Annotated in this window: 7 protein-coding genes; 4 read left to right on the top strand and 3 right to left on the bottom strand. The window is 57.9% G+C overall.

Going from position 1 to position 12,838, the window contains the following annotated elements; all coding sequences use genetic code 11:
* Nucleotides 1-160 precede the first annotated feature (160 nt).
* The gene (locus tag AUC60_RS18435; RefSeq protein WP_087270706.1) at nt 161-631 is read right to left on the bottom strand and encodes a MaoC family dehydratase; all 471 of its coding nucleotides are present in this window, start codon (nt 629-631) and stop codon (nt 161-163) included.
* 87 nt (nt 632-718) lie between these two features.
* Nucleotides 719-1,663: an alpha/beta hydrolase gene (locus AUC60_RS18430; RefSeq protein WP_087270703.1), complete on the bottom strand. Its 945-nt coding sequence runs from the start codon at nt 1,661-1,663 to the stop codon at nt 719-721.
* Nucleotides 1,664-1,874: 211 nt separating this feature from the next.
* On the opposite strand from AUC60_RS18430, the gene fadD2 reads away from it, so the two are divergent.
* From fadD2 to AUC60_RS18405, 4 genes are all read left to right on the top strand, one after another.
* Nucleotides 1,875-3,563: a long-chain-fatty-acid--CoA ligase FadD2 gene (gene fadD2 / locus AUC60_RS18425; RefSeq protein ID WP_087270699.1), complete on the top strand. Its 1,689-nt coding sequence runs from the start codon at nt 1,875-1,877 to the stop codon at nt 3,561-3,563.
* A gap of 404 nt (nt 3,564-3,967) precedes the next feature.
* Nucleotides 3,968-5,659, top strand: coding sequence for a long-chain-fatty-acid--CoA ligase FadD1 (fadD1, locus tag AUC60_RS18415; RefSeq protein ID WP_087270693.1), 1,692 nt, complete (start codon nt 3,968-3,970; stop codon nt 5,657-5,659).
* Between the two features lie 232 nt (nt 5,660-5,891).
* Nucleotides 5,892-9,803 carry an ATP-dependent RNA helicase HrpA gene (hrpA, locus tag AUC60_RS18410; RefSeq protein ID WP_087270690.1) on the top strand — a complete coding sequence of 1,304 codons (3,912 nt, stop codon included), beginning with the start codon at nt 5,892-5,894 and terminating at the stop codon, nt 9,801-9,803.
* A gap of 300 nt (nt 9,804-10,103) precedes the next feature.
* Nucleotides 10,104-11,225 (top strand): beta-ketoacyl-ACP synthase III, encoded by a 1,122-nt coding sequence (locus tag AUC60_RS18405; protein WP_087270687.1) that lies wholly within the window; start codon nt 10,104-10,106, stop codon nt 11,223-11,225.
* Between the two features lie 272 nt (nt 11,226-11,497).
* Here the strand turns inward: AUC60_RS18405 and AUC60_RS18400 are convergent, their stop codons facing one another.
* A complete protein-coding gene (locus AUC60_RS18400; RefSeq protein ID WP_087270793.1) occupies nt 11,498-12,796 on the bottom strand; it encodes a putative porin in 1,299 nt (432 codons plus the stop codon).
* Nucleotides 12,797-12,838 lie beyond the last annotated feature (42 nt).

Genomic DNA, 12,838 nt, shown 5'->3' with positions numbered 1-12,838 from the left:
AAGGCATTTTGGGCGACTTCGGTCGCCTTTTTTTTGTGTTCAATTTGTGAACGTATTTTCTTTTGTAGGAGCTCACGAGCAGCGCGAGGCAGCGATAGCGATACATCAGGTAAACCGCTATCGCTGCCTCGCGCTGCTCGTGAGCTCCTACAGGTTTGAGTCAGCCGATGCTGATCGCTGGCAGTGTCGTCAACGTCACGGTCTGCTGCTTACGTGGCGCGAGAATTTCCGCTTCGCCATCCACCACCAGCTCATCACGCTGATTGAAGACACGTGTCGCGATGCGCACGCGGAATTTAGGCATTTTTTCCAGAATTTCCAAACGCACGGTCAACGTGTCACCCAATTTGACCGGCTTTTGAAAGCTCATCTGCTGACCCAGATAAATAGTGCCCGGCCCAGGCAGCTCGCAAGCGACGGCAGCGCTGATCAATGCCCCGCTGAACATACCGTGGGCGATACGCTCTTTGAACATGGTTGAGGCTGCGTACTCAGCGTCCAGGTGAACCGGGTTGTGGTCGCCGGACATTGCCGCGAACAGCTGGATGTCGCGTTCTTCAACGGTCTTGCTGTAACTGGCGGTCTGGCCGACTTCAAGGGCTTCGTAAGGTGTATTGGTTACCTGGGTCATGGGTGATCCTGAAAATTGAATATTGATGTCAAACGCAGTTTTGCCAGCCTGGCGTGGCGCATTTCAGTGCGGCTCGGCGCACTTCGTTTACTCTGCCCGACGCGGTCTTGGCTGTAGCAGCGCTTGTTTCAGCCAGTCGATTACATCACGGGTGACTTCATCACGGTTGGTTTCGTTGAGCACTTCATGCCGCGCTTGCGGGTAGATCTTCAGTTGTAACATCTGATGGCCTGCCGCGACCAATGCGTCGGCAAGATCTTTCAGACGCTTGCCATCACTCACCGGATCACATTCGCCGCCAATTACCAGCAACGGCAAGCCCGGGTCGATTTGCGCCAGGTTCGATGCCTTACTGATTTGCTGCAGGCCGCCGAGCATATCCAGCCAGAGCTGATTGGTGCAGCGAAATCCACAAAGCGGGTCGAGCGCATATTTGTCGACCTCCTGCGCATCGCGGCTGAGCCAGTCAAAACAGGTGCGTACCGGTTTGAACGCTTTGTTGAATGAACCGAACGACAGCCATTCGATCAGTGCACTGCGTCCCTTGGCGCCCTGGCGAAAGCGCTCCATTCGGGCAATCAGGCGAGCCGCGCGATAAAAGGTGGCTGGCTGAAAATTGGACCCACTGAGAATCGCGCCCTGCAAGCCAGCGCCGTGATGCTGCAAATACGCCTGAGCGACATAGCTGCCCATACTGTGGCCGAGCAAGAAGACCGGCACTCCCGGATAGCGTTGGCTGATGGCCTGAGCGACGCTGGCCAGATCGCCAACCACCTTCGCCCAGCCTTGTTCATCGGCATAATGCCCAAGGAGGCCCTGATCCGCTGTCTTGCCATGACCGCGCTGGTCATGGGCGTACAAGGCAAATCCGGCCTCGGCCAATGCGAGACCAAAGCGTGCATATCTGCTGCTGTGTTCGGCCATGCCATGGGACAGCATGACCACCGCTTCAGGCTCGCCGTCAGGTAGCCATACATTGACGTAAACGCGGCTTTGGTCACTGGCGTCGAGCCAGAACGGCTGATGTTTCATGACAACTCCCAAGGCTGAATGGACAGCGTTAAAACGTCCTGTTCAGGGAGTGTAGAGTGGCTGATGAATCGCAGACCGACCAGCTCTGTAATTCATGGTAATGATGTCGCCCCCTTCTATATTTGCCTTCCGTGTTTTAGCTGCTAACGTCCGGCAAGTTCCCGCGTCATGGCCGCGGGCCAGACAATCTCAGGTAAGAGGACAAAAACAAATGCAACCTGATTTCTGGAACGACAAGCGACCGGCAGGCGTCATTTCCGAAGTAGACGTGCACGCGTACACGTCGGTCGTTGAGGTTTTCGAGCGCAGCTGTCGCAAATTTGCCGACCGCCCGGCATTCAGCAACATGGGGGTAACCCTGACCTACGCCGAGCTGGATCGCCACTCGGCCGCCTTTGCGGCGTGGTTGCAGCAGCACACCGAACTCAAACCGGGTGATCGCATCGCCGTCCAGATGCCCAACCTCCTGCAATACCCCATCGCTGTTTTCGGTGCGTTGCGGGCCGGTTTGATCGTGGTCAATACCAACCCGCTGTACACCGCTCGGGAAATGCGCCACCAGTTCAAGGATTCTGGCGCTCGCGCGCTGGTGTATCTGAACATGTTCGGCAAGCTGGTTCAGGAAGTGCTGCCGGACACCGACATCCAGTACCTGATCGAAGTGAAAATGGGCGACATGCAGTCGACAGCCAAGGGCTGGCTGATCAATACCATTGTCGACAAGGTCAAGAAACTGGTCCCGGCCTATCACTTGCCGCAAGCCACCCGCTTCAAGGCGGCGTTACATCTGGGCCGTGGTCATCAATTGAACCCGGTGCCGCTGCAACTCAGTGACGTTGCGGTGCTGCAATACACCGGCGGCACGACTGGCCTGGCCAAGGGCGCGATGCTCAGTCATGGCAATCTCGTCGCAAACATGCAGCAAGTCCACGCTTGCATGTCCCAGCACGGCAGCGACGGCCAACCGGTTTTTCAGGAAGGCAAGGAGATCATGATCGCGCCGCTGCCGCTGTACCACATCTATGCCTTCACAGCGAACTGCATGTGCATGATGGTCAGCGGTAATCACAACATTCTGATCACCAATCCCCGAGACATCAGTGGTTTCATCAAGGAGCTTGGCCAGTGGCGGTTCACGGCGATGATCGGCCTCAATACGCTGTTCGTTGCGCTGATGAATCACCCTGATTTCAAGTCGCTGGATTTCTCCAGCCTGAAAAGCACCAACTCCGGTGGCACGGCACTGGTCAAGGCGACGGCCGAGCGCTGGGAGCAGCTCACCGGTTGCCGGATCGTCGAGGGTTATGGTCTGACCGAAACCTCACCGGTGGCCAGCGCCAATCCTTATGGCGAGCTTGCGCGACTCGGAACGGTCGGCATTCCGGTGCCAAGCACGTTGATGAAGGTTATCGATGACGAGGGCAACGATCTACCGTTGGGCGAGCGTGGTGAGCTGTGTGTCAAAGGCCCGCAAGTGATGCTCGGTTACTGGCAACGTCCGGAGGCGACCGCCGAAGCGCTGGACGCCGAAGGCTGGTTCAAGACCGGTGACATCGCGGTGATTGAAGCGGATGGCTTTGTCAGCATCGTCGATCGCAAGAAGGACCTGATCATCGTATCCGGTTTCAACGTGTACCCCAACGAGATCGAAGACGTCGTCATGGGACACCCCGGCGTAGCCAACTGCGCGGTGATCGGCGTACCGGATGAGCGCTCGGGGGAAGCGGTGAAACTGTTTGTGGTGCCTCGCGAAGGCGGCGTCAGCATTGAAGAACTGAAACTGTTCTGCAAAGAAAATTTCACCGGCTACAAAGTGCCCAAACAGATCGTGCTGCGCGACTCGTTGCCAATGACGCCGGTGGGCAAAATTCTCAGGAGGGAGTTACGGGATATCGCCTGATTTTCTGTAAGTACATTTTTATGTGGGCGCAGAGCTTGCTCGCGATAAGACTGGATGCGGTTTGCTATGGATCGCATCCTGCCTTATCGCGAGCAAGCTCTGCTCTCACAGAATTGTATTTCAGCGCAGGATTTCTTTTGGGTGCTCTAGATCAGTCATTTCAGCCAGATTCGCGACAAATAGTATTAAAGCTCTAAACGTGACCGCTGTTAATTCTTGAGTCATTTTTGTGACTGTAGGGGCCTTCTTTGCCCCTAGGCGGCCTATTGCAAAGCTGCTACTCTCGGCCCGCTTTTGACCTGTCATAAAGCAACGAAGCGTTAACCGCAAAATTCCAAAACACAAGAAAATCATCGCATTCAAGCGGTGTGAAGAATTCGCTGTCGCTGAGGAGCCCGGCTTCCATGATTGAAAACTTCTGGAAGGACAAGTATCCGTCTGGCATTCCTGCCGAGATCAATCCTGACGAATACCCCAACGTCCAGGCCGTATTGAAGCAGTCTTGCGAACGTTTCGCCAGCAAGCCGGCTTTCACCAATCTGGGCCAGACCCTCACCTATGGTGAGCTGTATGAGCAGTCCGGCGCGTTTGCCGCCTGGATTCAGCACCATACCGACCTGCAACCCGGCGATCGCATTGCCGTGCAGTTGCCCAACGTTCTGCAATACCCCATCGCTGTATTCGGTGCCATGCGCGCCGGTCTGATCGTGGTCAATACCAACCCGCTGTATACCGCGCGGGAAATGGAACACCAGTTCAAGGATTCCGGTGCCAAGGCGCTGGTGTGTCTGGCGAACATGGCGCACCTGGCCGAAAAGGTCGTGCCCAAGACTGGCGTCAAACATGTGATCGTCACCGAAGTGGCGGACATGCTGCCGCCGCTCAAGCGCCTGTTGATCAACAGTGTCATCAAATACGTGAAGAAGATGGTCCCGGCTTACCACTTGCCGGCGGCGATCAAATTCAATGAGGTGCTCAGCAAAGGCCGCGGCCGTTCGTTCACCGAGGCCGCTCCGGCCAGCAACGACGTCGCAGTGCTGCAATACACTGGCGGCACCACCGGCGTGGCTAAAGGTGCGATGCTCACCCACCGCAACCTGATCGCCAACATGCTGCAGTGCAAGGCCTTGATGGGTTCGAACATGAACGAAGGCAGCGAAGTGGTCATCACGCCGCTGCCGCTGTATCACATCTACGCCTTCACCTTTCACTGCATGTCGATGATGTTGATCGGCAATCACAACATCCTGATCAGCAACCCGCGCGACCTGCCCGCGATGGTCAAGGAGCTGTCGAAGTGGAAATTCAGTGGGTTTGTCGGCCTCAACACGTTGTTCGTGGCGCTTTGCAATAGCCCGGAATTCCGCAACCTGGACTTCTCGGCCCTGAAAGTCACGCTGTCCGGTGGCATGGCCTTGCAACTGGCCGCTGCCGAGCGCTGGAAAGAAGTGACCGGCTGCGCTATTTGCGAAGGCTATGGCATGACCGAAACCAGTCCGGTAGCCAGCTGTAACCCTAACCAGAAAATCCAGATCGGCACCATCGGTATTCCGGCACCTTCGACGCTGTGCAAGGTTATCGACGACGCAGGCAATGAACTGCCGCTGGGTGAAATCGGCGAGCTGTGCATCAAAGGCCCGCAGGTGATGAAGGGCTATTGGGAGCGTCAGGACGCGACCGATGAAATGATCGACGCGGATGGCTGGCTCAAGACCGGCGACATCGCCTTGATTCAGCCGGACGGCTACATGCGGATTGTCGATCGCAAGAAAGACATGATCCTCATCTCCGGCTTCAACGTGTACCCGAACGAGCTCGAAGACGTGCTGGCAACCTTGCCCGGTGTGCTGCAGTGCGCGGCCATTGGCGTTCCGGACGATAAGTCCGGCGAAGCGATCAAGGTGTTCGTCGTGGTCAAACCGGGCATGACCCTGACCAAGGATCAAGTCATGGAACACATGCGCGCCAACCTGACCGGCTACAAAGTCCCGCGCAGCGTCGAATTCCGCGACTCACTGCCTACCACTAACGTCGGCAAGATCCTGCGCCGTGAATTGCGCGATGAGGAATTGAAGAAGTTGGGGTTGAAGAAGTAAAAGCTCGCCTGCTGCCAAGCCCCGCCCCAACAGACAACACCGAACCTGTGGGAGCCGAGCTTGCCCGCGATACGAACACCGCTGATATCAGGTCAATCGCGTACAGTCTTATCGCGGGCAAGCCCGGCTCCCACAGGGATCTGACGCGATCCAAAAACACCGCACCTGCATCATCCCCGCCAAATCTGCGACAATCCCGCCTTTGCACCCATCAAAAGACCCTGCGCACCTGATGACCGATCAAACGCCCTCGATTGACCAACTTCTGAAGAACCTCGACCACGCGATGATCAGCGATCGTCATCGCTTGCGCCGCCAGTTGCATGAACTGCGCAAGAAGCCCGATGAGGCGAAGCTGGCGCAGTGGGTGGCGAAGGTGCAGGCGTCGTGTGCTCAGGTGACAGCGCGGCGTGACAGTGTGCCGCTGATTCGTTACGACGACAGCCTGCCGATTGCTGCCAAGCGTGACGAAATCAAAGAGGCGCTGCTCAAACACCAGGTGCTGATCATTGCCGGTGAGACCGGGTCGGGTAAAACCACTCAGTTGCCAAAGATCTGTCTGGAAATCGGTCGTGGGCAACACGGTTTGATTGGCCATACCCAGCCACGTCGAATCGCGGCGCGCAGTGTCGGCAGCCGCGTTGCGGAAGAATTGGGTACACCACTGGGCGCGCTGGTCGGTTATCAGGTGCGTTTCGAAGACCAGAGCGACAGCAGCACCCTGATCAAGCTGATGACCGACGGCATTCTGTTGGCCGAAACCCAACACGACCGCTTTCTTGAGCGCTACGACACGATCATCGTCGACGAAGCCCACGAGCGCAGCCTCAACATCGACTTCCTGCTCGGTTACCTGAAAACCCTGCTGCCACGTCGCCCGGACCTGAAAGTCATCATCACGTCGGCGACCATCGACTTGCAGCGCTTTTCCGAGCACTTCAATGACGCGCCTATCGTCGAAGTTTCCGGCCGGACCTTCCCGGTGGAAACCTGGTATCGCCCGCTGACCTCCCAGCAGGACGAAGAGGGCAACAGCGTCGAAGATGACTTGACGGTTGATCAGGCGATTCTGGCGACGCTGGATGAGCTGGCCGCTTTTGAACGCAGCGAGCGCAAGAGCCCGGGCGATGTACTGGTGTTCCTGCCCGGCGAGCGTGAAATTCGTGACGCGGCCGAAATGCTGCGCAAGGCGCAACTCAAGCACACCGAGATCCTGCCGCTGTATGCGCGCCTGTCGCCTGCCGAGCAACAGCGTATTTTCCAGTCGCATCCGGGACGGCGCGTGGTACTGGCGACCAACGTCGCGGAAACCTCGTTGACCGTGCCGGGCATCCGTTACGTGATCGACACCGGGACCGCGCGCATCAGCCGTTACAGCTATCGCGCCAAGGTTCAGCGTTTGCCCATCGAGGCGGTCTCCCAGGCCAGCGCCAACCAGCGTAAAGGCCGTTGTGGCCGGGTTGAGCCGGGCCTCTGCGTGCGGCTTTACAGCGAAGAAGATTTCAATGGGCGACCGGAATTTACCGATCCGGAAATCCTGCGGACCAACCTCGCCGCGGTGATCCTGCAGATGCTGCATCTGCGCCTGGGCGAGATCACTGACTTCCCGTTCATCGAGCCGCCAGACGGCAAAGCGATCAGCGATGGTTTCAACCTGTTGCAGGAGCTGTCGGCGGTGAACCGCGAGAACCAGCTCACGCCGTTGGGCCGACAGTTGGCGCGTTTGCCGGTGGACCCGCGTATGGGGCGCATGTTGCTCGAAGCGGCGAAGCAGGGCAGTTTGCAGGAAGTGTTGATCGTCGCCAGCGCCATGTCCGTGCAGGACGTGCGCGAACGTCCGCCAGAGCGTCAACAAGCGGCGGATCAGGCTCACGCCCAATGGAAAGACGCCGATTCGGATTTTGCCGGGCTGGTCAATCTGTGGCGTGGTTTCGAAGAACAGCGCCAGGCCCTGACCGCCAGCCCGCTGCGCAATTGGTGCCGTCGTAACTTCCTCAATTACCTGCGGCTGCGTGAATGGCGCGACGCCCATCGGCAATTGGGCCTGATCTGTCGCGACCTGCAACTGACGATCAACAAAGAGCCTGCCGACTACCCGAAATTCCACAAGGCGATTCTTTCCGGTTTGCTCAGCCAGATTGGCCAGAAAGCCGACGAAGGCGATTACCTCGGCGCGCGGCAACGACGTTTCTGGATTCACCCGTCGTCGGGGCTGGGCAAGAAGCGTCCGCAATGGCTGATGACCGCTGAGCTGGTGGAAACTACCAAGCTTTATGCGCGGATGGTCGCCAAGATTGATTCCGACTGGATCGAGCCGCTGGCCGGGCACTTGATCAAGAAGAATCACTTCGAGCCGCATTGGGAGAAAAAGCGCGGCCAGGTCGTAGCGTTCGAGCAGATCACCCTGTTTGGTCTGATCGTGGTCGGCCGTCGGCCGGTGCACTACGGGCCGATTGATCCAGTGGTCTCCCGCGAGCTGTTCATCCGCGAAGGGCTTGTCCGTGGTGAGATCAACTCTCGCGCCAAGTGCCTGAGCGCCAATACCAAACTGCTGGAAACCCTCGACGAGCTGGAAGCCAAAGCGCGCCGCCGTGACATTCTGGCAGACGAAGACACGCTTTACGGTTTCTACGAAGCACGGATCCCCGCCGAAATTCATCAGGCTGCGACCTTCGAGCATTGGTACAAAACCGAAAGTCAGAAGAACCCGCAATTGTTGATCATGCGCGAAGAGGACGTGCTGGCCCGCGAGGCCAATGAAGTCACCGCGGCGTATTACCCGGACACCCTCAAACTGGGCGATCTGACCCTGCCGCTGACCTATCACTTCGAGCCCAATCATCCTCGCGATGGCGTGACGGTGCGTGTACCTGCGCCCTTGCTGTTGTCTTTGCCCGCCGAGCGCCTGGAGTGGCTGGTGCCGGGTTTGCTGGAAACCAAATGCATCGCACTGGTCCGTAACCTGCCCAAGGCGATTCGCAAGAATTTCGTGCCAGTGCCGGACTTCATCAAGGCTGCGTTGCAGCGCATCACGTTTGGCGAAGGCTCGCTGCCGCAGGCGCTGGGCCGTGAATTGCTGCGCATGACCGGCGCGCGAGTCAGCGACGAGGCTTGGGCTGAAGCCGCGCAGCAGCTCGAAAGTCACCTGAAAATGAATCTGGAGATCGTCGACGGTAACGGCAAGTTTCTTGGCGAAGGTCGCGAGCTGGACGAATTGACCGCGCGTTTTGCAGAAGCCAGTCAGGCTGCCCTGGCGGTGCCGCAGTCCGCGAAAGGTCAGCAGCCGGTCGAGGCGAAAGTCTTCGCACCTGTGGCGGAAAAAACCCAGCAGAACATCGCCGGGCTTTCCATGACGGTTTATCCGGCGCTGGTAGAAGAGTCGGGCACCGTCAAGGAAGGGCGCTTCTCGACGTCCGCCGAAGCCGAATATCAGCATCGCCGTGCCTTGCAGCGCCTGTTGTTACAGCAACTGGCAGAACCGGCCAAGTTCCTGCGCAGTAAGCTGCCGGGGCAAACCGAACTGGCCTTGTTGCATCGCGAATTGGGCCGCATCGACGCGTTGGTTGAAGACATCCTGCTGGCCAGCCTCGACAGCTGCGTGCTGGAAGGCGAGGAGAGTTTGCCGCGTGACGGCGCCGGGCTGCTGGCATTGGCCGAACGCAAGCGTGGCGCATGGACAGAACACGCCGAGCGTCTGGCGAAGCTGACGCTGGACATTCTCAAGCTCTGGCACGGCCTGCAAAAGCGTTTCAAGGGCAAGATCAATCTGGCCGAAGCGGTGGCGCTCAACGACATCAAGTCGCAGCTGGCGCAGTTGGTCTATCCGGGCTTCGTCCGCGAAACCCCGGCGCAGTGGCTTAAAGAGTTGCCGCGCTATTTGAAAGCCATCGAAATGCGTCTTGAAAAACTGCCCGGTCAGGTTCAGAAAGACCGGGTCTGGAGCATCGAACTTGCCGGGCTTTGGGCCCAATACCAGGCGCGCGCCAGCAAACACGCGCAGGAAGGCAAGCGCGACCCGGAGTTGACCGCCTATCGCTGGTGGCTGGAGGAATACCGTGTGTCGCTGTTCGCTCAACAACTGGGGACCAAAATGCCGGTTTCCGACAAGCGCCTGAGTAAACAGTGGGCGCAGGTGGAGGGATAGGCCGTTCAAACGGATATCTATAGGAGCTCACGAGCACCGCGAGGCAGCGATCGCGATTTGCCTGACACACCGTCATCGCTGCCTCGCGGTGCTCGTGAGCTCCTACAGGTCTTCTGTTCAAACTCCCAAATATAGGGGCCGATATGGCACACTTCGCCCCTTGCCCCCCTGAGTGTTGCCCAAGCTTGTTCGCACCAAGGGTGTTTTACAGTTTTGCATTGGTACGTTGGTCCCAAAAAAGGGCCGCCACCATGCGCGAGCAGGTCGTTACCTGCATTGATCAATAAGAGAGGAACGACCGTGCACAACGTCGTCATCAGCGGCACAGGCCTGTACACCCCGGCCAACAGCATTTCCAATGAAGAGCTGGTGCAGTCTTTCAATACTTACGTTGCTCAATTCAACAGCGAGAATGCTGCCGCCATTGAGCGTGGCGAAGTTCAGGCGCTGACTGAGTCCAACGCTGCCTTCATCGAAAAAGCTTCGGGTATCAAAAGCCGTTTTGTCATGGATAAAGACGGCATTCTCGACCCGCAACGCATGAAGCCTCGCTTGCCCGAGCGCTCCAACGATGAATGGTCGATCCTCTGCCAGATGGGTGTCGCTGCCGCTGAGCAAGCCTTGCAACGTGCGGGTAAAACCGCTGCCGATGTCGACGGTGTGATCGTCGCCTGCTCGAATCTGCAACGCGCTTATCCGGCGATTTCCATCGAAATTCAGGCTGCATTGGGCGTTCAGGGTTTCGGCTTTGACATGAACGTCGCTTGCTCGTCGGCAACCTTCGGTATCCAGGCGGCAAGCAACAGCGTGCAACTGGGGCAGGCTCGCTCCGTGCTCGTTGTCAGCCCGGAAATCTGTACTGCGCACCTGAATTTCCGTGACCGCGACAGCCACTTCATCTTCGGCGATGCCGCCACTGCTGTGCTGGTTGAGCGTGCTGATCTGGCCACCTCGGCGCATCAGTTCGATATCCTCGGCACCAAATTGCTGACCAGCTTTTCCAACAACATTCGCAATAACTTCGGCTTCCTCAATCGCACGGCCGAAGAGGGCGAAGGCGCGCCGGACAAACTGTTCGTGCAGGAAGGTCGCAAAGTGTTCCGCGAAGTGTGCCCGATGGTCGCCGAACTGGTGGGCGCGCATTTGCAGGAGAACAGCCTGAATGTCAGCGACGTACAGCGTTTCTGGCTGCACCAGGCCAACCTCAGCATGAATCACCTGATCGTCAAAAAGCTCTTGGGCCGCGACGCGTCTGTCGAAGAAGCGCCGGTGATTCTCGATACGTATGCGAACACCAGTTCGGCGGGCTCGGTGATCGCGTTTCACACCTATCAGGATGATTTGCCAAGCGGCGCGCTTGGCGTGCTGAGTTCGTTTGGTGCGGGTTATTCGATTGGTAGCGTGATTTTGCGTAAGCGCTGATGTAATTCTGGTACCGGGTTTCGAATCTGCAGGGGCCAATTTGTTGGCTAGACGGAGTTGCTGATTCGGCAGGTCCGACGCCTCGTCAAACATTTGGCTCCTTCCGGTGCTTAGGCCGCTCATAAGCGTGTGCCGCATAAAAAAAACAGCCCGACTCTGACCTGGCGAACGGATGATGGGGATCGCCAGGGCAGTGTCGAGCTGTAAGGTCTTTGCGGCTTCAAGCGGCGGGAGCTGTGCCGCTTGGAGCTTGGATCGTGTTTCGGCGGTGCTTAGAACTTCGCTTCGGCGTCCAGCTGCAGGGTTTTGACGTCGCGATCAGTCGGGCCGCGAACCAGGCGGGTGCTGGCGGTGTTATCCGCATCAGCCAGGAAGTAAGTGGCACCGAGCGAGAAGTTCTTGTCGATTTCGTAACTGACCTTCAGCTTGTGGCCGCGTGCGCCTGTGGTGCCGTTGGCGAAGTCCGAGTCGGTGAAGGCACCGACTACAGCGTTACGCTGAACGTCGCGGTAGTTGTAGTCGATACCGAAACCAAACACTTTGGTTTTCACGCCGGTCAACCAGGCAGTGTCTTCGCCATCGGCGCTCTTGTCGTTGACGACGTATTGGCCGTACAGACCCAATGGAACGCCCAGGCCGCTGATATCAACCTGACCGAAACCTTCGTACAGCTGGAATTCGGTGGTGGTATTACCGTTTACCGCCAGAGCGTTCTGGGCAGCCACGCTGCTGTCGCCGTCGTAACCGTAGACGCTGCCGCCCAAGGTAACTTTCAGGTTATCGGTCGGTGCGAATTTGGCACCCAGCTGACCCGCGTACAGACGAAGGTCATGACGGAACTGGTAGCCGTCGCCGTCAATGTTGTCTTTGAGGGTGTAATGTCCGGCGCTGCCGAACAGTTCGGTCTTGCCACCCAACGGGAAGCTGTAGGTTGCAGCCAGACCTTCCGGGTTGAGGTCGCCGTCCCAGATCACATCGCCCATGTTTACCCACGGCTGGTTCATCTTGCCGCCGATGAGGTGCAGGTTTTTGATGGCGGTAGGGGCGTAATCGACGTAGCCCAGGTCCAGCCACAGCGTTTTCTTGGTGAAGTAGTTGTCCAGGTCCACGTTGGTGGAGCGCCCGTCGCCATTGCCGCCCGGGTTGCCACCGGTGGCAATACGAATGCCGGTGCTCACTTGCGGATTGATTTCGGTGTAAGCACCCAAGCGAGCGCGCAGACGCTGGCGACTTCTGTCTGTCGAACTGGCCTGGTCTTCGACTTCAATGTTCTCCTGACGGACCCGAACATCACCTTTGAATTGGGTCTTGGTGGCCCAGGCGACTTTCTTCTCGAACTCGGCCTGAGAGGCTGACTTGGTGTTTTGCACATCTGCGAGTGCTTGTTTCTGCGCTGCCTGGTCTTTGGCCAGTTCCGTCTGCAGTTCAGCATACTGGGCTGCGTTGATAGAGCCGTTAGCCTTGAGCATGTCCAGCAATTTAGCGTCGACTGCGGCATTGGCAGGAACCGCCATCGCCAATATCAGGCCACCACACAGGGCCGAAGCAGTACGTGTAGAAACAAGACGCATGTTGATCTCCATAGAGTGAGTAAGGACGACGTCAGGTCATCC

Origin of the sequence: Pseudomonas caspiana, from assembly GCF_002158995.1 — a bacterium.
GTDB classification, from domain to species: Bacteria; Pseudomonadota; Gammaproteobacteria; order Pseudomonadales; family Pseudomonadaceae; genus Aquipseudomonas; species Aquipseudomonas caspiana.
This window is presented reverse-complemented; position numbering and strand designations above follow the sequence as displayed.